The following is a 21,476-nucleotide window of genomic DNA, read 5'->3' on the forward strand; positions in this document are numbered from 1 at the left end:
TGCAAAGCCGCTTCAGCCAAAAACAGAAACAAATCGTAACCGGTGAACTTCCGGGCCACATCGACATAGCCGATTTCCGCGAGCAACTCTTCGATTTGCTCGCGGGGAAATACAGTTTGCAGAACACTCGAGAATGTCGTAGACTTTGTCATGAGGTCGCCTCGTTTCGATGTTTGTAGGGGTACAAACAGCTTAACAAACAGGCGTCCTTTTTGCTATTTTTTGGTTAATCAACAGGCCTAGCATAACAGCACTTATTTTTTGACGTCCTGAATATTTGCATTTATTTCTTAACGCCCTGCAGATCGTACTTATTCCCTGGCGCCAGCATTTCTGTACATATCGCATCGCTCGCCTTTTAAAGCCTTCCACATTCCCTTGTTCATTCTGGATTTTGGTTGTACAGTATGAACATCAACAGCCATGGGAGGTTGCAGAGTGCTTTTCGGGAAATTAAAAGGGAGCGGGGGCCGAGCCAGTCTTCAAACCAAATTTCTGCTGGCGTTTGCGGTGCTGCTGCTGATCGTACTGGGCATTTTTGCGGTCTATGTGAATCAAATGGTGGTTCGGCCGCTTCGGGACAGAACGGAAAACGAAATGCGGCAGACTGCAGCGAAAATCAGCGATCAGCTCAATCTATACGTCGATAGTCAGAATCAGCTTTCGCAGCGTATTTTATCAAGCCAGGATATTTTTACGTTAATGCCGTCCGGCGACTACTCGCGTTTGAGTGTAGAAGGACTGAGCCGAAGCCGCAAGCTGAGAGAAATTATGTTCCAGTCGATTGGGCCCAGCATGAATATTGAAGATGTGGCAATCTATGATCTGCGCGGCGCTCTGCTCACGACTTTTATCAGTGCTGCGGGCAATCCGTCGTCACTGCTGCCTTTTTTGGAAGAAAGCGAACAAAATACAAGTTGGATCGAAAACGGTTACGCTCTGTACCGGACAAGTCCGGATCGAGTCTTTTTCGTTCGATCGATCATCAATCAGAATGGCAAAATCTTCGGCTATATGGCCATTCAGCTGCAGCAGGACATGTTAGACCGTTCCGCTTCCGTTGTCAGTTCGGGCAGTGAAGTGTACGTGCTCGACCCGGACCGGCAGCCCATCTACGCATCGGGAAATCTGAAAAGTGCAGACCTTGCGGGCTTCTCCATGCCGACTTCTGAAAAGGACTCGAGCGGCGTTTATCTCGACAGCCAGGGCGATTATGTCGCTTATTACCGATCGAACGAAACAGGATGGACGACCTACACCATAACGCCGAAAAAGGTAGTGCTCGGTCCGGTCAATTCGGTCACGAACGTCTCCATGCTGCTGATTGCTTCGCTTCTTCTCTTTTCCGCCGCCTATATTTACTTCTCCGCCCGCAACTTTCTGCTGCCGATTCGCAGATTGCGAAGCCAGATTCTGCACATCAATTACAGCAATATGGACACTCGGGTCGTGACCCCGTCGTCGAACAACGAACTGCTGCTGCTGAACGAAGCATTTCAAGGACTGCTGGATCGGCTTCAGGTATCGATCGAGCGGGAAAAGCTGGCTGTGCATGAAGAAGCGGTTGCCCGAAACTCGGCACTGCAGGCGCAGATCGCACCACATTTTATTCATAATACCCTGTATCTGATCAGCATTGCCGCACAGGAAGGGAAAAATGCGGTCGTATCGGAAATGTGCAAAAATCTCTCGGACAGTCTGCGCTATATTGTGTCTTCGCCGTATCAGCATGTCAGTCTGACGCAAGAGCTGGAGCACACCAAGCATTATTTGACGCTGCTGCAGCATAATTACGAGGACGATCTGGAATGGACGATAGACGAGGATCGGGCGTTCGACAGTATTCGGCTGCCGCGCCTTGTCATTCAGCCTTTTGTGGAAAACTGTATTGAACACGCATTCAAGCAGGCGGATACGCCGTGGCGAATTGAAATCCGGGTGAAGCTGTACAACGGACTGTGGGCGCTGGAAATTCGGGACAATGGAGACGGATTCGATTCGGATACGATTGCTGCTGTATTGGGCCGTATTCGTACAGCTGAAGTTACGGAAAAAGAGGAGTATAAAGATTCGGCTAACGACAAAACAAATGCAATAGATGCAATAGATATAGTAGATGCAATAGATGGAGTAGACGAAATAAGCGGAATAGACGATAGAAACGGAAGCCGCAGCGAATCTGCAAAAGAAAGCGAAACGGGAATCGGTGGCATGGGTATTGTCAATACGGTCAGACGTTTGCAGCTCATGTACAAAAACCGGCTGTTTTTCAATATGTACAACCATAACGACGACGGTGGGGGAGCGGCTATTCAAATTATCGGGTCGCTAACGGAGGACTTTTATTGAGTCGAACAAGAGAAACAAGAGAAACAAGAGAAACAAGACAGTTTAGCCAACTAAGTCCCACGATATGTATTGACAGTTGATCGACCGCTTGGAGTAGGGGAGTCTGTGTTCGAATGGAACAAGAAAGGAGACGACGGCATGTACAACATTCTGATCGCGGAGGACAGCAAGCCGATCCTGCGCAATATCCAGTCGTTGATTCAATCGGCCAATCTTCCGGTGAAGGTTACGGCTGCTGCGTCCAACGGCGTAGAGGCGCTTGTGCATCTGCGGGAGCAGCACATCGATATCCTGCTGACGGACATTCGCATGCCAAAGCTGGATGGCTTGGGACTGATCGAAGAAGCCAAGCATTTGAACCCTCGGCTGCAAACCGTGCTGATCAGCGGCTACAGCGACTTCGAATATGCGCGCCGGGCGTTGAATCTGCAGGCATTCGACTACCTGCTCAAGCCCGTGGAGCAGGAACAGCTGACGGAAGTGCTGACCCGTCTGCTGGAACAGCTGCGTCTGCAGGAGGAGAGCGACCGGAGGCTGCTGGAAGGCGTTGTCGCGCCGGAACTGCTGGCGCATATGACGCTGGACGCCGAGCTGCTGACCGGCGAGCATGCGCTTCTGCTGCTGCGCCGCCGGCCGTTCTCGCCGCAGTCTGACGGATGGACGCCGTCAGACGTACAGGCCGCGCTTGCTCCGGCCTGCGGCGCTTTGCGCTGCCGGGTGCTGCCAACGCTGCACCCGCAGGGACTCCTCGCGTTCGCGGACGCGAGGGTGCTGACCGCCCACGCTTCGCCGGAGGCGTGGGCGGGCGCGGCGCGCAGCGCGCTTGCGGAGCGCGGCATTCATGCTGCCGCGCTGGGCTGTCCGCAGCCGGTGGAGCTGCGGGATCTTGCCGGCTTGTACAGCCGGCTGGAACGCGCCATGCGCGAGCGGCTGACCGTGTCGGGCAGCCTGGAGCCCTGCGCCGGCGAGCCGGAGGACGGCAGGCCGCGCTGCGGCGAAGCCGAGAAGCTGGCGGCGCAGGCGCAGCTCGCGGAGCTGCTCGCCCAGCGGCAGAAGGAGCGATTCCTTCTGCTGCTGCGGCAGAAACTGCCGCTGTGGCTGAGCGGCGGCGCGAAGCTCGCCGAATTGGAACGGCTGGTCCGTTTTCTGGCGGAGGAGTTCGGTGCTGCGGTGCTGCCGGATGGCGGCGATTACGCCGACCCATCCAACAGCCTAGGCAGCTCAAACAATCGGGACAATCTGCATAACCTGAACAACCCAAACAATTCGGCCAGCGCGTTGGACACGGAGCTCCATAGTCTGTTCGCCGTGCCCAGTCCGGAAGCTTTTGCCGAGGTGCTTCACGATTGGTGTGCCGCCAGATTCGATCCGCTGCAGGAATCGGGCCGAAGAGGGGGCGAGGAGTTGTTTGAGCAGCTCGATCGCTATTTGCGGCAAAATCTGTACGCTCAGCTCTCCATGCCGGATGCGGCGCAGCAGTTTCATGTCAGCCCGTCGTACATCAGTCGGATTGTAAAACGGTATACGGGGCGCACATTTGTCCATCATTATATGGATCTGAAGATCTGCGAAGCACGGCGGCTGCTGGCTTCCGATCCCGACGTGAGGGTCAAGCATATCGCGGAAGCGCTTGGTTTCGGCGATCCGCATTATTTTTCCAAAGTGTTCAAGGAATACGCCGGATGCAGTCCGTCGGAGTATCGGGACACGTTGGCGATCGAATCTGAACGTATATAAAAGCACATGAAAGTAGATAAAATGCATATAAAAGTCATATAAAAAGCACACAAATTATAGTGAAATCATCGCTGCTTCCAGCTGCGGCAGCTCCTACCGAAAAGGGTAATAAGCAGGAGAGAAAGCATATGCCGCAGAAGCTTGTGCTGTAGGAACTATACTGAGCCGGGCTTTTTCCTAAAAAAGACAAAGGAGCCTTTCCATGACCCTTTCGATCAACGCCCCAAATCATCCGCTAAATCTGCTGGGCAATGAGCCGGATTCCGAAGAATCGACAGATGTGGACTTGGCTTTTTTTCTGGTGCGCAAACAGAAAGAGGCAGACCGGTATTACCGGGCCAAAGCGTTCTCGATTTCGGAAGAGCTGAGTCACTGGCTGAAGCGGCAGCTGATCAAGGAAATCCGGGCGATGCAGATCAAGGAAGATGACGGATCGCGGCGCTTTGTCGTCAGCGAATATCATCTTGAAGTTCAGAAGCACGGCCGGTTGGCGAAACTGACTCTGGGCGAGGAAATCGGTTTGCCATATGAGCGCAAGAATGCCCTTCTCGGTGCTCTGGCCAATCCGGATGGTCTGCTTGACGTGCAGGAGACGGACTTTCAGGTGATACAAGCGGATGTTGACGGAGAGCGTTTGTATTTCTTTTTCTACCGCAAACCTAAGCAGAGCGCATCACGAAAAAAGTGGGCGCTCGGACGCTCCGGCGAATTGGACTTTGCTTCCGACGAATTGATCGAATTGGGCGGAAAGATCGACTTTATGCTGGTGGGGGATGAGCTGTACATTTCCAACCTGCTTTCTTTTGAAAATGTGTTCGATTACCGCGATCATATTGTCAGCGCCAGAGATCGGAATCTGGAGACTATTACAAATATGCCCTTTTTCGCGATCGACGAGTTGGACAAAGAACGATTCAAAAGGGACTGCAGCGCCATTTTCCATACTCGGACGTTGGCACAATTGGGAGCGGAACAGCTGGAGACATTGGAAGAAAACTTTAAAGATCGCTGCAGCGAGCTCCGACAAATTCGCAATGGTGTTCCATCGAGTGCCGAGCGGGCAGAAGAATATCGCCGTACCTATGCACCCCTCTGGGAGCTGTACGATTTTCTCGATCTGGATCACGAAGTGATTATGTATCCCGAAGGCAGTCGGCCGACCGCTCTGCTGCACTTTTTTGCGGACAAGATCGTACAGTCGTTCCTGACGAAAGAGTTCGGCTTGGCCGATTCCATCGATAGTGCCGGAGATCGACAGGAAGATAACGCCTAGAGAGGAGAATCCGGACCATGTGGAGCAAAAAAGAACCGATCATCCTCTGGACGACCGCTTACGCACCGCTGTTCATGCTGATGATCGGCGGTTTTTTGTATCGGAACAATCTGCTTCCGGCGTGGCTTGGGCGAGAATCCCTAAATGGGCTTCTTGGTGGCCGAATGTGGATTGCGGAAGTTGTTTTCCTGCTGGTTGTGCTGGGAGCTTCGCTGCTGCTGTACCGTCTGGTCATCGTCTGGCTGCTGCGTGATACGGAGAAAAAGGTGGTTTCGCAGCGCGGTGGACGGATGTATGCGGTGCGGCGTTTCGAAAAACTGCCGGCGAGCGACTATACTTTCTTCCTCATGACGCTGCTGCTTCCTCGGTTGGCACTCGACTATTCGTCCATCACCAACTTTGCCGTGTCGCTGCTGATGATCGTGTTCATTATCGCCGTGTTCGTAAAAACGGATACGATTGCCACCTGCCCGCTGTTTTTCGTGTCGGGATTTCAGGTGTTCAAAGGAACAATCTCGGCATACAGCCTCGAAGAGGAAGCGGCGGACAAAGGGCTGCGGCAGGAAGTTGTGATGCTGGTGAGGGAGAAGGATCTGGATCTTGGAGCGAAATATAGAGGCGAGCCGCTGACAGGGAAGATGTATGTGATCAGTCGCAGTAATAAGGAAAACTGACAGGTGCTAAATGGATAGAAATAGGGACTACCTTGCAATTTGATTCAATTTTGATGATTTTAATTCAATGAAGTGTTTATCCGATCGATATTCCGGTTACTCCAACTTATGGAGGTGATACGGATGTCCCATGAACATGACAGCAAGCAATCTTCAGCCAAGATGTCTACTCTGGCTTCCAAGGTACTGCAGGATAACTCTGCTGACCAAAAGGAAAAGTCGCTGGCGGGATCGGTATTGTCTCAGTCCGAGGCCCATCATGAAGACTCGTCTGATAAGGATCAAGAAGACAAGTAAACATAGAGAATTCGTTTTGTATAAAAAGCTGCAATCCCTAAAAACGAAAAAAGCTCCCGTAAATTCCTGAGTTCGCTCGAAGCGAAACCGGAATACGGGAGCTTTTTAAATAATCGCATTAAGGCTCTAAGTTACCTTGCCTTAATGCATCATGCATTAAGGTAGTCTGCTTAACGATCAGTTACATAGGAATGACCCTATTCCTTACTTGGAAAAGTCCATCACATCCAGCGCTCGTCCCAGCATTGCCGCACTCTCGGCACGGGTTGCATGGCGATCCGGCAGGAAGCGGCCGATGGAATCACCCTGTACTAATCCGAGACTGCCCAGCAAATTGACGGACTCCGCAGACCAGGCCGGAATACGATCTGTGTCCGTGAAGGCTGCGGACGAAGTACCGGACTGACTGTAGCCGGCGAAGTTCAGGGCGCGTGCTACCATAGCTGCCATCTCCTGACGTGTCACTTGGGCGTTGGGACGGAAAGTGCCGTCCGTGTATCCGCCAATGAGACCGGCTTCTGCCGCTGCACTTACCGAACCGGCATACCAGCCCGAAGCTTGAACGTCTTCATAGGCAGCTGGAGCGGAGACGGAAGTCGTAAGTCCCAGCATACGAACCAGCATGGCAGTGAACTCGGCGCGGGTAACGGCTGTACCTGGACTGAATTTGCTGCTGCTTACACCGTCTACGATGCCTTTGGCAGCCAGAGCGGTGATTTCGGCGTTGGCCCAATGGGCTTTCGTATCGGTAAAGGACTTGTTCTGCTGCGCTGCAACATAGGTGCTGTTGGTGCGGCTGTAGACAATCAATTCACTGCCGTTTCGTTTGAACGGAACCGGAGACAGGGTCATCGTTCCGTTAGCCGCCGTTTCGAGTCTCAGTACGGCTGTAGATCCGGTCGCTGCGCCGGACAGCGGAATCGTACGTTTTACGTACGTATCGAACTTCCGCAGTTCGCGGCTTGTACCGGAAGCATCGACCAGTGCAAGCTCAAAGTCGACAGCCTGCAGGGCGTTCCAGCCAAGCGTCTCCACCTGGCTCAGCGCCTGAGAGTTGCTCGAGATCGTGACTTGAAGGCCACTTGTTCCTGCAGCGTTTGCGGCAGCAGGCAGTCCGAGCTTATTAAGCGGTACGCTGTAACCGCCGTTCGGCGTCTCGATCGACAGCACTCGGACCCCTCCGGATACTGCGGTGCGGAGTGCTTCCGGAGTCAAGGACATCTGCATGCGATCGGCATTTTCTCCGCTGCCAAGAGACAGTCTGAGACTAAGCATATCGGTACCGCTTGTTTGCAGAGCTTGACGAATAGCATTTGCTTCAAGCTGGGCTTCGGCAACTCGGATTCCACCGTTTACGACAACGGCAGGAGTCATTTCGATCCGTCCCGCTGTGCCGGTTGGAGTGCCCGGTACGGTGCCTTGGTTTCCTGGAACGGTGCCTGGAACTTGACCGGAAGACGTTCCGCCTGCAGAAGGTGCCGATCCGCTGTTACCGCCACCGGAAACCGGAGGAGTCTGTGCAGGCGGTGTAGTCGGAGTTCCTGAGCCGGGAGAGCCCGAGCCAGGGTTTCCAGGATTACCTGGTTGTTCCGTTCCTGGTGTTCCGGGAGGCGTCTTAAGGCTCAGATCCAGCTGCACGAGCAGCGGATCATGGTCGCTGACCCGGCCGCTGCCATCCATGAAGTCGGCGTTGATATGCACAATATCCAGCTTCGCCGCATTCGTCAGATTGCGTCCGACAAGAATATGGTCAAGGGTCTGCGAATTGCCTTCATAGACATAGGAGTATCGTTCGTTCTCCGGCAGCTCGTCGACCAAGTTGATCAGCTCTTTGCCGCGTAAAATGCTCAGTGCGTTGGAGAACTGGAAATCGTTCAGGTCGCCCAATACAACAACATTGGCGTCCGGATCGTTCGTCTGAATCTGCTGTACAAATCCATTGACGACAGCGGCAATCTTGGCACGCTGAACTTCGCTTTTCAGTTCAAATGGTTGAATACCGCCGAACGGAGCGCCGTCTCCCAGCTTGGAATTGAAATGGTTGCCGATGACGACCACTTTCTCCCCTTTGAATTCAAACTCGGCAGCGAGCGGTTTTCTCGAACTTCTGAAAATCTCGTTCTGCGGTTCGATGCGGCCCGGATTGAGGGTCAGACCGTTTTCGTCATAGCTGACGGCATCCGTGCTTTCGCCTTTAGGTTTTTCCGTCAGGGTTACCCGCTCAGGATTGTACAGATAGCCGACACGGATATTGCCGCCCGGAGAACCGCCGTCCCGGTTATTTTCCGGTTCGATGTCCGTAAATTTGTACGAAGGACCGCCCGCATCTTCGATCGCTTTGATCAGCACGCCGTAGCTTGCAGAAGCATCAGTTACGCCGTCGTCGATCGTGCCGCTGCCATCCTGCACTTCGAGCAGAGCGAGGATGTCCGGCGACTGCAGGTTGTGTACAATCGCTTCACCGATCTCGCCGATCCGCTTGCCGGCAGTCGGGCTGAAGTTTTCCAAGTTGAAAGAAGCAATATTCAGCTTGTCTTCTTCCGGAGTCAGATGAGTAACGGCACGTTCCAGATCACCCGGGACAACAGCCGGAAGCTCTTCTGGCAGGATTTTGTAGTTGCTGAAGTTGTAGCTCATCACGCCGATTACCGGTTCTGCAAAATGATCGCCGGTCTTCACCATTTCTTTCGGCTTTTTATCGATCAACAGACGCTGCGGATTAAGACCTCTCTCGGTCAGCAGCAGACCGCCGGCAGGCGTTCTTACTTCATCCGCATCCGGCCCGTTGTCTACCAATACCGGCAGTTCATAAGAATAAGGTCCGATAATTTCGGCATCGTTCAACTGAATACGCATGCTCTCCAGACTTTCGAAAAAGTCCATACCGTTAGCTTCGGAATCGAACTCTTCGAGTGTCCCGGTCTTGATATTCCCAGTCGGCATAATGCGTCCGTCTTTGCCCAATATAATCGGTTTTGGCAGTTCGACATTTTGCTCCAGCACCCGGATATCCGAAGCGACTGACGGAACGACCTCCGTCGTAGTCAGGTCAACCGGATTACTGGTGTAAGTGAGCTCGGTGTACTCTTTGATCGTTCCGCTGATGCTGACTCGATCGCCGGGCTTCACGCCGTGGCTTTTGAAATAAACAGCGATCGCTTCCGATGTGGCATCGTTATCGTCAACCAGATCGTCCTGCTCCTGAATGTAGAAAGTACTTCCGCTGACGAAGATTACGATTCCTTCCACATCTTTGACGCTCAGGCCTTCATAGGGCGAACGATGAGCTCCGCCCTGAATATCGTGGATGCGAAGCTGGTCGAGCTCTTTCAGTACTTGATACTGGAAAGAAAAGATTTCGCTGCGCTGGTCGCCCTGTACCGCGATCGCTTTGACCGTCGTATCCTCGCTCAAGGTCAGCGGTGCTTCGTAGAGGTTCGAATTTTCATCCGGGTCGCTTCCATCTGTCGTATAACGAATGACTGCGCCTTCTGCCGGTACATGCAGAGAGATCGGCGTACTGCGTGTGACGGTACCCGAGTTTGGGGTGGCTAGCACGGACATCTCGTTTTCGACAACATCGAGGCCGTTTCTTGGAATGAGCTGAATGGCCTGGTTGTAGCGGTTCATTACACCGACGATTCGGCTGTACATTTTGCCGGTTTGAACAAGTCCGTTTTTAGAATAGATAATAAACTCGCCTTGGTCGTCTTTGGCCGTGAAGCTGCTCGACGAGCTGACCGATTGTACATCTACGCCTTCAACTTCAACCAACATGCCCTCATATTTGGCGGAGCCAGCTGGTGTAAAGTCGCTCGAAGTCAGTTTTAACGGAGCAGGAACACCGGCAGAGGCTTATGTGACTGTAAGGTCGGATGCGTTTGCATTAATCTGCAGCAGTTCACGGTAAAGACCAAGCTTTCCGGAAACTTCGATCACGTCTCCCGCCTGTACGGCAGGGGCGCCGGAAGCTCTGACCACAATGCCGGCTTCGCTGTCCTGCACGTAGATGTTCAGTGCGCTGCCGGATTCCTCAACATAAGTGACGGTTCCTTCTACCCATACACTTTGTCCTTCTGCGATTTGGCGAGCTTCGTAGATCGAAGTTTTTTGCAGCGTGGTATAAGAAAATTCGGAGATTTGGCTGCGTTCCAGACCTTGTGCTTCCGCATAGGCGCGGATAGAAGTGGGACCTTCAATCAGAATTGGATCGGTATAAGGAATCGGAGCGTTCCCGTTGATCTCGACTTGAATAGAAGCATCCGGCGTTCCCGTACGCAATGTAATCGCGGTTCCGCTCTTGACCGTTCCGGACGATATATCTGCTTGTACCGGCATCGTCTGTGTAGGAGCGGCAGGCGTGTGACGTTCAATCGAAGTAGGATTTTTGAGTCCGGTTTGCGAGTAGTAAGCTTCAAGAGAGCCGGTTACGACAATGCTCTGTCCGCGAAGTTCAGGGTGATCTTTCAGGTTATATCCGCTGCGCAGAGCTCCCGACGGAAGCTGAACCGCAATCGTCTTGCTGCGATCGGTTTCCTGCGGAGAATCGGCAATCAGAATATTTGTGTCAACCGCATAAGCACCGTCAGCTTCTGGCTCTAATTTGTGAGAGCTCGCACTGATTACAACACCAATTATGTATCCTGATACCGAAGCGACTTCCTTATTATTGTTCAGCAGCTGCGCATCCGCCACCGATAAAGGAGCGCTTGCCTGCTGTATATCGAACTGTGCTTCGGCATAAGCTGATCTAGGCTTTACGGTTCCCGGAAGCGATCCCGAGACCAGCAAGGTTCCTGCGGTAAAAGCCGTCAGAAGCTTGCGGAGTTTATGTTTTTCCCAAAATGTCATGCGTGTAATTCCTCCATATTCCTCGTTTTCTAAAAAGTCAGCCTCTCCACCTTAACGAATAATTGTTTGCTGGTTGTTAATGGAGTGTAAAAACAAACATGGGAAAAGCAAGAAATCAAGCAAGGAGGAATTAAGCAAGAAGCAAAACAGAAAAAAGCATGCCAAACAGACGAGAAAATACTTCGAATCGGAAAACTTATTAAAAATTTAAGAAAATTATTATTACTATCATCTTGAGTAAGCATTATTTTTGTATTTTCATGCATGACCAATAAGTCATTTCGGCAATGGGATTTCCAAAGCGAAAATGCTTGCTGCGTATGATTTTAATCTAAAAAATATTGTTTAAAAAACGACCAAAAAACAAATTGACCGATGTTTATTTATTCTGTATATTGTAAATTAATTGTAAGTGAAGAATTAAATGATAAGACTACATAGAGACGGCGGTCTTGATGCGAAAGAGGTGTGGAGATGGAATTGACAATGACGCTGCGTTCCGAAATTGAAAAAGGAATTGCGGATATGGGAATGAATTTTTCGGAATTCGGCGAATGGTCGGGAATTAACCGTGGCATTTTCAGTGCGATATTGAACAGCAATCCTCCCAAACCGATTTCGCTTAATCAGATGGAACGGATCGGCCGAGCGCTTGGACATGAGGAAGGGTGGATGTTCGAGCGATATATCGAAGAATGTTTTTACGATGGCCGGCCCAATAGGCGTCGCGTCGAACCATTCCTCATCCGCTGCGCCGAGCTAGGCCGGGTCGAATGCATTCAGGCGGTACTGTCGCGTCTGCTGGAAGATCTGCGGCAGCTCGATATGATCTTCGAAATTGCAGAAGCTTTGTACGAGGGAGGTAAAGTTGAAGAATCAGTCGTCTTTTACCGCTGCCTGGTACAGAACGAAAAGTATCATCAATCGGAAAGATTGGCGGTGAGTCATTATCGACTATTTCGAGCAGCGCTGGGAGAAGATAATGAGCAGAACCTGAGAGCTGCCATTGAATTTGAGCCGTTTTGCGAGAGGCTGCCGGATCATCATCGGTTGGACGGATTGATGAAATTGGTGAACGTATATTTGTCTTTGGACAAAAGACCAGAAGCGAAAAAGTATTCGCATCTACTTTTTGACTTTTCACAAATCATTTATCTTAACGAAGAACAGCGATTGAAGCGTGGGTTAGACCAAAATCGAATTCCAAGCGAATATCCATTGGTCGTTTATTATGGTTATGGCTTTTTGGCTATGCAAAATATCATGCTCCATGAAGAAAATTACGAGAAAGCAAAAAGTTACATAGCCGGCTATGCGGATTTGGATTGGTTCGCCGATTTGGATGAGCAGTCGCGCGTTGAAGTCGATAAGTTCAAATTTTTTGCAAAAATTAATACGATGCAAGTCCGTTTGTTAGAAGGGGAGCAAGAAGTTCTGTCTGAATGTGTACAGTTTATCGAAGAAAATCCATCTGAACTGCTGGTAACACTTTTAATTATTGTGGAATCTGCAAATAAGCATCATTATACGATTGACCACATTTTGAACAAGTTTTCTGATCCTCTTGAACAACTGCTTCGTGAAAATTCCGTTTATAGTCAAGAGAGTAATTACAATAGGTATACAAGTCTTTGTTATGAAAGTGCATTATACTTTTGGAATAAAGAAAAATATAAACTTTGTTTAAATTATCTATTGCTTGGTTTGGAAATGGCGATTAATATAAACAATAAAGACATGTTTATGAAATATGTCCCATTATTTGAAAAGCTTCGAAGTTTAACGGATGAACGCGAACAAAAACAGTACGAGAATTTGATGAGGAGGCTATAAGATGAAAAAGCAACTAGCTAAATTCGTTGTAATGTTTGGGGTATTTGCAGTGATAACCGCATCTACAGCTCTTACTTCATCTTCTGCAGTAGGAACGATAGAACTTACTGGAGAAGCCCAATTTTTTGAAATTTCAGGTGTTGCCGGAGGTACTTCAGGCATTGGTGCTTGGTAAGAAATTAAATAATCTTTATGAAAAACGCCTCTCTTTCAGAGTTTTCTGAAAAGTGGGGCTTTTTCTGCTTCACTGGTGCTTCGGAGGGTTAAGGGTGGTAGAACCATACTACTGTACATAAGATGTACATACTGGGAGGCGTTCACATGAAGAAAACACGGACTGGTCAAGCGAAAAGGTGGCCTGTGGCGGTATTGGCAACAGTTGTAGCAGCAGGAGGCGTATATGCGCTGCCGCATATGTTTGCTGACGATTCATCCAAGACACAGGCGGTATCGACATCTGCGCCAACAGCGGCCGCAGGTGAAAAAACTATCGCAGATCAAGGAACGAAGGTTTCCTCGGCAGACGCAGCTTCCATTCGTACAACGGATGCATCGTCAGCCGCACCTCTTGCCGTTCGCACGGCAGCTGTATCTGCAGCGGGCGATGCGGAAGTCGTTCAACCGGTTGTATCGGTCGATGCGAAAACAGCTTCGGCTGCAGCGTCGCGTGCGGCGCTTATCAAACTCTCCTTTATGAGTGTTCAGACAGTAGAGTATGCTCCGCTGGAGCCTTCGCAAAAGCAGTACGCCAAGCTGGCGGAAATCCGCAATCGGGCGATCGAAGTGTCGGCCGATCCGGACGCTCCCGCAGACCGGGTCTTCTCGTCTTCACGTAAGTTGGAAGAAGCCCTGGATCGCTACAACGATACTGCAATCGGGAATGCCAATTCGGTGAAGAAAATTCTAAGCGAAGTTCAGACAGCCACATTGAACGGTCGCAATGAAAGTGCCCTTAACGCTTCAGAACGTTTGCTGTTGAAAGGCGTCACGGAAGCGCAAAATAAACTGACGGGCGATTCGACGAAAGCCGGCGCGCTGTCGGCTTACAAGCATTTTCTGCTGCGCGAGGCGGAAGCGAATGAGCTGGAATCGTTCAAGGCTTCTGACTATACAGCCGTGTTGAACCAGTATGAAGCCAATATCAAAGCTCGGATCGAAAGCGCCGGAAGTTACGCCAAGGATGCTGATAAACTTCAAAAGGCTTATCATACGTCGGTAAAAGCGATGCAGGCGGCAATTAGCGGATCGGACAATAAAAATGTGTTGGATGCGGCTCAATCAGGTCTGGAAACTACGTATACTGCATTGACAGAAGGGCTGGGACTTGCAGAAGAAATTCGTAAAGCGCAGCCTCTGCTTGATTCGCCTGTCGGAAGAGAAGTCGGAAAATACCCGGCATCGGCGATCGGTACGTTGAATCGTGCGATTAATAAAGCTCAGCGGGCACTCGATACAGCGAAAACCTCGGCAGGAATTGCAGAGGCTCGCGCGGAACTGGTTAAATCGATCTCGGACTTCAAGGCCAAGCGGAACGCTTAACAGCCGGATCTGTAAACATTCAATATAAAGAGAATTGATTAGCCTTCTGCTTTGAGCAAGGGGGTTTTTGTTATTCTAATTATTTCCTTATCTGATTATTTCAAAAAAATCTAAAAAGTTTTCGGTAGGGGGTTTTTTATGCGTCTAAACTTATGGATGCCGTTTAAACATGTTACGTAGTCCCAAATGATACATAATTAAGGAGGAATGTAATTGAAAGAGCAAGTTGTTGGTCGTAAAGTGAAAGCGGTATCTGCAGCTTTTCTTGCATCTGTCGTCGCTTTTGGAGGAATCGGCTTCACTCCGCCTGTTCAAGCGGTAGAAGCGCAGACCATACAGCAGACGGATCTTTCGTCGTTTGCTTATCTGAGCGATCCGGCCAGAACGAAGCTGATCGATCTAAATGCGATGCGAGAGATTTCCACCAGTCCGGCGCAGTCGTCCGATTTCGTTTCCGTTGCTTACTATCAAATGCTGGGCATCCAGCATGAAGCCGCGCAAGCGGTTATGGATCCGACGACTTCTCAGGCCCGACTGCAGGCAATTGCAAGACAGTACGAGCTGAGACTGGCCGACTATCAGGATTTTTACCTTAAAAAGTTCTGGGTAGATCGCTATCTGTTTGTGGAGGAGAGAGCGATCTGGAGTTCAGTCGATAATGAAAGTGAACTTACACCGGAAGACAGGAAGATGTTGGATGTAATCGGCCGAACTTTCGCGCAGATTCGTTCCAATCCGAACCCGACGGACAAAGACTACCGCGATGCTTATGTAGACATCTATGCCAAGTACATACTTGAGCGGCAAAAGCTGAATCCGACCAAAGATCCCGGTTGGTATGGAGCGCAGCTTGCTTATATTCGTGAAGATGTGGAGACCAAGCATCAAGCTGCGCTATCAGCCGGCAGCACCGAAGACTATTCCGCTTCCTTGCAGGAAGTTGATCAGGCGCTCTCCAATGCGGAGCATCTGCTGGCGAATTCAGCAAGCATCACTTGGCTGGAAATTGCGCTTGCTGATGCAAGAGCTAAAGCCGAAAACGCTATTGAAGCCTTTGATCCTTACGTGCCGCAAAGACCGTTCCGTGAAGAAAGTTTTCTAACCTCTCTAATTCAGGCTTCCAAGAACAGAATGGATTCCCCTAAAGGAATCAATCCGGGCGAATACCCGGCTTCCGCTTTCGGTGCACTTCGCCGAGCGATTAATGAAGCTGAGCGTTCCTTAGAAAAAGGTAAAACGCGGGCAGATTTCGGAATCGCACTTGCCAAGCTGTACGAAGCCGACACTATTTTCTTGAACAGCCGCAAACAATAAAACAATCAAGGAGAGATAAAAACAATGAAAATGAATTCGAAAGTATTCGTGCGAACATCCGCAGCCGCACTGGCCGTGGCTGTAAGCTTTGGAGGATTCGGCTTGCAGCCGTCTATTCAGGCGGCGGCACCTGCGGTATCTTCCACGGCACCCGTCTCGCTGAATTATCTGTCTGATCCGGTTCGGACGGACCTGATGAACCTCAATGATATGAGGCAGGAGACGTTGAAGATAACGGAATCTTACAATTACGATAATAATCCCAATGCTTACAAATACTACGATCTGCTTAAAATCCAGGACAAAGCTTATAAGATAACAATGGATCCGGCGGCAACACAAGCAGAATTATCTGCGCTCAAGCGGGAGTACGAACAGAAGCTGAACGATTACATCGATCAATTTATCTATGATTCCGAGGTCGCCAAGCTCTTGGCGACGCTGAATTATATGTTAAGTCTGAATGAAAGTAATCTCAATCCGTACGAACGCGCTAAACTGAATGCCGTGAGGGATTCGTTAGCCTTTGTCACGCAAATCGGTTGGCAGGAAAAAGGAAATTATATGCGAACTTTCAAAGAAGTCTATCTGCCTAGAGCCGCCAAAGCGAGTGAATTATACAGCTATAACCCATCGACTTATCAGCAGCGGATATCGGAATATCGTGCCGACATCAAGAATCGGCTTGATGCACTTGGCGGAGGATCGGCGGCGTATACCGCTTCGATAAACGCTTTTAATCAAGCGGCTTCCCTGCTGGATCAGATGGTAGCAAGCGGCTCCAATTATAATCAAGTTAGAATGGCTGCAGGCAATCTGGAAGTCCGGTACACGACACTTAAAGCGGAATTAAAGTCGGGTACGCCGCTGCCGGAAGATGCAAGACAGCCGCTGCAGACGCAAATTAATTACGCCTGGAAGCTGATGGAGCAGCCGAAAGGCATTCGCTCCGGACAAACGCCTCAATCGGCATTCGGAGATCTGCGCCGCGCGATTCGTAAAGCGGAAGCGGTACTCAAAAAGGCTACAACGCGAGAAGAACTTACCAGAGCCCATGAAGAGCTGACCAAAGCAATATCCGTATTTAACGGACGTAAAAAACCTTGAGTCGGGTGTTGGATTGACAGGTCTGCAAGAAAAAGCTCTCTGCCAAAGGCAGAGAGCTTTTTCTACAATAGGAAACTGTTGCTTTCCGAAAGCTGCCCGTATTTTCGCTTTGCAGTAAAAGGAATTCAGCCGCGTACCCGAACTTCCTCCAGCAGCCTTTCAACGACTTCGTCCAAAGGTGTCATTATCTGTGCTTCGTCGTCGTAGCGGCGCACGTTCACACATCCGGATTCTTTCTCTTTTTCGCCGACGACCAAAATATACGGAATCTTCTCCTGCTGCGCTGCCCGCATCTTATAGCCGAGCTTATTGCCGCTGACTTCGGCTTCGGCTCGAAGTCCGGCATCCTGAAGCCTTTTCCGAACTTCAAATGCATAATCGTCGTAATGTCCCGACACCGGGAGCACGCGCACTTGAACCGGCGAGAGCCAGAGTGGAAATGCCCCGGCATAGTGCTCGATCAAGATCCCGATAAAGCGATCAATCGATCCGTAGATCGCGCGGTGAATAACGACCGGCCGATGCTTGCCGCCGTCTTCGCCGATATAAGACAGGTCGAATTTTTCTGGCATCTGGAAATCAAGCTGGATCGTTCCACACTGCCAACTGCGGCCAAGAGCATCCAGCACGTGGTAATCGATCTTCGGTCCGTAAAAAGCGCCGTCGCCTTCGTTCAATCGATAGTTCACGCCGCGGTCCTCCAGTACATTGCGCAGCGCATTCTCGGCTGCAGTCCAGAGTTCTTCTGATCCCATACTGTCTTCAGGACGCGTGGACAGTTCAATCCGATAATCAAATCCGAACACATGATACATCCGGTCGATCAGGTCCATCACCTTACCGATTTCTTCTTCAATCTGACCCGGAAGCACGAACAAATGCGCATCGTCCTGACAAAATGTCCGCACTCGCATCAGTCCGCTCAGCGCGCCGGAGTATTCATGTCGGTGTACCTGACCGAATTCCATCATGCGGATCGGCAGATCGCGGTAGGAATGCAGTTCGTTTTTGTACATCAGCATATGACCGGGGCAGTTCATCGGCTTAAGCGCAAAAGCTTCGTCGTCTACCTCGGAAAAGTACATATTGTCCTTGTAATGATCCCAGTGACCGGATTCTTCCCACAGGCGGCGGTTCATCATAAACGGAGAACGCACTTCGTCATAGCCGCTGTCAAGCTGCATATTTCGCGAGAAATTTTCCAGCTCCGTACGCAGCTTCATGCCGTTCGGCAGATAGAAGGGCATCCCTGGAGCTTCGTCCGAGAACATGAACAGCTTGAGTTCGCGTCCCAGCTTGCGGTGATCCCGCTTCTTGGCTTCTTCCAGCATCTGAAGATGATCGTTCAGCTGCTCTTTGCGCGGAAATGCCGAACCGTAGATGCGCTGAAGTACAGGACGATTCGAATCGCCTCTCCAGTAAGCTCCAGCCACGCTCAGCAGTTTAAAAGCTTTGAGTCGTCCTGTCGAAGGCAGATGCGGTCCGCGGTCAAGATCCGTAAATTCACCCTGCTCGTAGAGCGAGAAGACGTCGCTTTCCGCTGCGTCTTCGATCATTTCGATTTTGAACATTTCGCCGCGCTCTCGGAAAAAATCCAGCGCTTCAGCGCGGCTGACAGTCCGGCGGCGGATTGGAAGGTTCTCTTCGACAATCCGCCGCATTTCGCGTTCAATGGCGGGCAGATCTTCGGCGGACAGGGCATGAGGCAGTGCAAAATCATAATAAAATCCGTCTTTGGTCGGCAGACCGATTCCCAGTTTTACCGCATCTTCGTCGTACAGCCTTTTAACGGCCTGGGCAAGCAGATGAGCGGCGCTCAGTCGATAGACCGGCAGACTGTCTTCGTCGCCTGGAAGCAAAATCTGCAGCTCGGAATCTTGTTTCACCGTTTCGCTCAAATCGACAAGGCGGCCGTTCAGTCTGGCGGCGACGGCATTTTTGCCGAGCGAAGTGCCGGCGGAGCGCGCCAGATCAAGGACGGATACGCCCGATTCTACGGAACGTACATCTCCATTTGGAAATCGGATTTCGATAAGATTGGAGCCAGTTGTAGAATTGGATTTCGAATGAAATAAAGGTGACATGCTGCATTCCTCCAAGTGTGAGTGGGATAGCGAGCGCAGAATATCCGGAAAACGCAAAAAGCGCAATCTCCCGGAAAGGGACGAGTGCGCTCGGCTCGTGGTTCCACCCTCATTCGGTCCCGGCTTCGGAAGACTGTGCTTCCGTAAATAGGCCGTGACCCTTACTTGGAATCCGCTAACGGGGATCAGACGGCGGAGGCTACCGGCCGCCGTGCGTTCCCACTCAGGAAAGCATCGGTCGCGGCGTTCGCATCCGCGGCTGCGGAGGGGTAATTCCGGGCCGCTTACCGAAGAAGCTTTCAGCAATCGCTTCTCTCTCTGGACAGTGCGCGCAGGGAATATTGTCTCCGGTCAAAGCCGAGTGTTTCATTGATTCTGGATTATAAGGGGCAAAACGGAAAAGGTCAAGCGCAAAAGTTTGAACGATTGTTCGCCGGAGGTTATGATGAAATTGTGAAGGATTAGGATATTCGGCAAAAAGAAGGGGTGCTGGCCATGTATGGACATACTTTTGCCCAGGCGCTGTGCAAGCTTAAAGGCGACGAGCTGAGGCTGGTTTACGTACTATGCTGCGATACGGCGGTTCAAGAGCTGCTCGTGTCCAAAATTCGCGATTGGATCAAACGGGATCCTGAGCGTTTCTCCAGAAAGCTGGAGGAAAAAACGCTTGCCTATCGGGAATGGGACGACAACGAATTGAGACTTGGTATTCTGCTGGAGCTGGCTGAACGCGCTAAGCTGCTGGGTGCTCCACTGACGACGCCCGGCGAGCTGGAGCAATTTGCGGGAACGATCGTCGAACAGGTCGAACTTGGTGCTTCGCAGGATGATGGAGCTTACTATGCTTATCGAGAAGATCGTCCGGAGTCGGGAGAGCTGGAGACTTTAATCGATTATCAGATCGCTCAACTTGTACTGGCGTTGGGCCGACTGCTTGATACGGCGCCGCAGACGGAGTGGGACGAATACATGCAGCGAATTGAATCGCTGCTGCCGGATACGCCCGAGCTGTGGGAGACCGCACCGCCGGTTGAGGAGCGGGTACAAGATGTTAGAGTAATAGAGCGCGATTTCGAAGATATAAATAGCCAGGTGAACGAAGAAATCGACTTCCGGGGTTCGCAGAAGGAGGCCGGAATACCTCAACCTGTAGACGATGAGCGGAAAGGCGTCCGGCTGGATAAGACTGAGCCTGAAGACATCCTATCTTCGCCTGTTATACCGGGGTCCATGAATGGAGCGTATCCTCGGGAAACAAACTTGGATAAATCTCTGGAGGAAGCGCATATACTCAACAACGAAGAGGTTCCGGCGGATGCCGAATCTGTCGAATCTCCAGAACCGGATGCTCCTCCGCGGCCTAGCGGTGCGAAGCTGCTGCTTGCCGCTCTGGAGCAGCAGGAAGGCTTCGCCTATTACGAGACCGTCATGACGCTGCTGGCATCTGCAGAAGGTCTGCTGGGCTTTGGTCGGACAACCGTGCTGGACGGACAGCGCATTGATTTTCTGGCCGTATCGGCCAGTCCGGTCTTCCTGCAGATGATTCCAGTCGGAGTCAAGCCCGCTCATCTGTCGCTGCGCGGCCTGAATCCGCAGCGAAGACGTCTTCCGCTGCTGATGCTGCAGCTATTCCTGCCGGAACTGGTCTCCGGAGACGAGCAGGCGGCGGATTACGAGCCGCTGCTGGCCTTGTGGCGCTCTCGTGCGGAAGCACATGCGGCACTGAAAGCCGAAATTGAGGAAGAAGATTCGCAGATTGACTATTACAAGCGCGAATCGGCCAGCTGCGCCGAACAGCTTGAAACCGCCCGTGCCGAGCGGGAAGGTTCCGAAGCGCGAATTGTGCAAATCCGCAGTTCACTGGTAGACAAGCTGCGTGTCAGCAGTATGCAGCTGCCGTATATTTCCGATTCGTTTGACCGACTTCTCCAGGAGTATGCCGACAACCGTCATCGGATGACAAATGCCGAGACGACCCGGCAGGAGCGGAGTCCGGGCTTCTCGGGACTGGTCAAGTACACGCTGAACTATGCAGCTTCAAGTGTAACACTGCTGGATTTGCGGCGTAAGCAGGACCGCCTGCTGGAACGGATGGCAGACGAAGCGCTGCGTACCGACGGCGAGTGGGGGCAGGGCGAACGCTATGTCGTTGCGGCGGAACGGGAAAGGATCGGTCACCTGAATACCGAGATTTCACGATTGGAAAGTCTTCAGACCGAATACCGCGAGCAGCTGCGGCAGTCCGAACAATCCCGCAAGGCATTGGAACAGGAAATGAAAAACTTGGAGAAGCGGGTATACGGACTGGCCGACCTGTAGAGAAGCAGAAGCAGGGTCGGCAGCGGTTTTCTGCTGGAAGCTGTATAGAATACATGCAAGTTTACCGGATTGATAAAAAGGACCGGATGTTCCGCAGTA

At 51.2% G+C, this 21,476-nt stretch carries 14 protein-coding genes; 11 read left to right on the forward strand and 3 right to left on the reverse strand.

All coding sequences use genetic code 11. The features are described from left to right. Positions 1-438: 438 nt before the first annotated feature. The 5 genes from F456_RS0113010 to F456_RS24550 all read left to right on the forward strand — a co-directional run bounded on the left by F456_RS0113010 (position 439) and on the right by F456_RS24550 (position 6,330). Entirely contained in the window at positions 439-2,349 is a 1,911-nt protein-coding gene (locus F456_RS0113010; RefSeq protein WP_018977477.1) for a sensor histidine kinase, read from the forward strand. 105 nt (positions 2,350-2,454) lie between these two features. Then, positions 2,455-4,086, forward strand: coding sequence for a response regulator transcription factor (locus tag F456_RS0113015; protein WP_157060090.1), 1,632 nt, complete (start codon positions 2,455-2,457; stop codon positions 4,084-4,086). 202 nt (positions 4,087-4,288) lie between these two features. Next, a complete protein-coding gene (locus F456_RS0113020) occupies positions 4,289-5,359 on the forward strand; it encodes a Kiwa anti-phage protein KwaB-like domain-containing protein (RefSeq protein WP_018977479.1) in 1,071 nt (356 codons plus the stop codon). A gap of 17 nt (positions 5,360-5,376) precedes the next feature. Then, positions 5,377-6,033 (forward strand): hypothetical protein, encoded by a 657-nt coding sequence (locus tag F456_RS0113025; RefSeq protein ID WP_018977480.1) that lies wholly within the window; start codon positions 5,377-5,379, stop codon positions 6,031-6,033. Positions 6,034-6,156: 123 nt separating this feature from the next. Then, positions 6,157-6,330, forward strand: a complete 174-nt coding sequence (locus F456_RS24550; protein ID WP_018977481.1) for a hypothetical protein — start codon at positions 6,157-6,159, stop codon at positions 6,328-6,330. A 204-nt stretch (positions 6,331-6,534) separates the two neighbouring features. On the opposite strand, the gene F456_RS23650 is transcribed toward F456_RS24550, so the two are convergent. Both F456_RS23650 and F456_RS22535 read right to left on the reverse strand, forming a co-directional pair. Beyond that, entirely contained in the window at positions 6,535-10,107 is a 3,573-nt protein-coding gene (locus F456_RS23650) for an S-layer homology domain-containing protein (RefSeq protein WP_083923664.1), read from the reverse strand. A 78-nt stretch (positions 10,108-10,185) separates the two neighbouring features. Continuing rightward, positions 10,186-11,181 (reverse strand): DUF6359 domain-containing protein, encoded by a 996-nt coding sequence (locus F456_RS22535; protein WP_018977483.1) that lies wholly within the window; start codon positions 11,179-11,181, stop codon positions 10,186-10,188. Positions 11,182-11,655: 474 nt separating this feature from the next. On the opposite strand from F456_RS22535, the gene F456_RS0113040 reads away from it, so the two are divergent. The 5 genes from F456_RS0113040 to F456_RS0113060 all read left to right on the forward strand — a co-directional run bounded on the left by F456_RS0113040 (position 11,656) and on the right by F456_RS0113060 (position 16,974). After that, positions 11,656-13,014, forward strand: coding sequence for a hypothetical protein (locus tag F456_RS0113040; protein ID WP_018977484.1), 1,359 nt, complete (start codon positions 11,656-11,658; stop codon positions 13,012-13,014). 1 nt (position 13,015) lies between these two features. After that, positions 13,016-13,189 carry a hypothetical protein gene (locus F456_RS24320; protein WP_018977485.1) on the forward strand — a complete coding sequence of 58 codons (174 nt, stop codon included), beginning with the start codon at positions 13,016-13,018 and terminating at the stop codon, positions 13,187-13,189. A gap of 146 nt (positions 13,190-13,335) precedes the next feature. After that, positions 13,336-14,553 carry a hypothetical protein gene (locus F456_RS0113050; protein WP_018977486.1) on the forward strand — a complete coding sequence of 406 codons (1,218 nt, stop codon included), beginning with the start codon at positions 13,336-13,338 and terminating at the stop codon, positions 14,551-14,553. A gap of 213 nt (positions 14,554-14,766) precedes the next feature. Then, positions 14,767-15,867: a hypothetical protein gene (locus tag F456_RS0113055; protein WP_018977487.1), complete on the forward strand. Its 1,101-nt coding sequence runs from the start codon at positions 14,767-14,769 to the stop codon at positions 15,865-15,867. A gap of 24 nt (positions 15,868-15,891) precedes the next feature. Further along, entirely contained in the window at positions 15,892-16,974 is a 1,083-nt protein-coding gene (locus tag F456_RS0113060) for a hypothetical protein (protein WP_018977488.1), read from the forward strand. Positions 16,975-17,099: 125 nt separating this feature from the next. On the opposite strand, the gene thrS is transcribed toward F456_RS0113060, so the two are convergent. Continuing rightward, positions 17,100-19,058: a threonine--tRNA ligase gene (gene thrS / locus F456_RS0113065; RefSeq protein ID WP_018977489.1), complete on the reverse strand. Its 1,959-nt coding sequence runs from the start codon at positions 19,056-19,058 to the stop codon at positions 17,100-17,102. A 495-nt stretch (positions 19,059-19,553) separates the two neighbouring features. On the opposite strand from thrS, the gene F456_RS0113070 reads away from it, so the two are divergent. Beyond that, entirely contained in the window at positions 19,554-21,377 is a 1,824-nt protein-coding gene (locus F456_RS0113070; RefSeq protein WP_018977490.1) for a GumC domain-containing protein, read from the forward strand. The last annotated feature ends 99 nt before the right edge of the window (positions 21,378-21,476 follow it).

This window comes from Saccharibacillus kuerlensis DSM 22868 (genome assembly GCF_000378145.1).
In the GTDB taxonomy this organism is placed as follows: Bacteria; Bacillota; Bacilli; order Paenibacillales; family Paenibacillaceae; genus Saccharibacillus; species Saccharibacillus kuerlensis.

Excerpts from the sequence above, each read along its gene's own strand:
- F456_RS0113050 (WP_018977486.1), top strand. The coding sequence starts at position 13,336 with ATGAAGAAAACACGGACTGGTCAAGCGAAAAGGTGGCCTGTGGCGGTA.
- F456_RS0113020 (WP_018977479.1), top strand. The coding sequence starts at position 4,289 with ATGACCCTTTCGATCAACGCCCCAAATCATCCGCTAAATCTGCTGGGC.
- F456_RS0113060 (WP_018977488.1), top strand. The coding sequence starts at position 15,892 with ATGAAAATGAATTCGAAAGTATTCGTGCGAACATCCGCAGCCGCACTG.
- F456_RS24320 (WP_018977485.1), top strand. The coding sequence starts at position 13,016 with ATGAAAAAGCAACTAGCTAAATTCGTTGTAATGTTTGGGGTATTTGCA.
- thrS (WP_018977489.1), bottom strand. The coding sequence starts at position 19,058 with ATGTCACCTTTATTTCATTCGAAATCCAATTCTACAACTGGCTCCAAT.
- F456_RS0113025 (WP_018977480.1), top strand. The coding sequence starts at position 5,377 with ATGTGGAGCAAAAAAGAACCGATCATCCTCTGGACGACCGCTTACGCA.
- F456_RS24550 (WP_018977481.1), top strand. The coding sequence starts at position 6,157 with ATGTCCCATGAACATGACAGCAAGCAATCTTCAGCCAAGATGTCTACT.
- F456_RS0113040 (WP_018977484.1), top strand. The coding sequence starts at position 11,656 with ATGGAATTGACAATGACGCTGCGTTCCGAAATTGAAAAAGGAATTGCG.
- F456_RS23650 (WP_083923664.1), bottom strand. The coding sequence starts at position 10,107 with ATGTTGGTTGAAGTTGAAGGCGTAGATGTACAATCGGTCAGCTCGTCG.
- F456_RS0113070 (WP_018977490.1), top strand. The coding sequence starts at position 19,554 with ATGTATGGACATACTTTTGCCCAGGCGCTGTGCAAGCTTAAAGGCGAC.
- F456_RS22535 (WP_018977483.1), bottom strand. The coding sequence starts at position 11,181 with ATGACATTTTGGGAAAAACATAAACTCCGCAAGCTTCTGACGGCTTTT.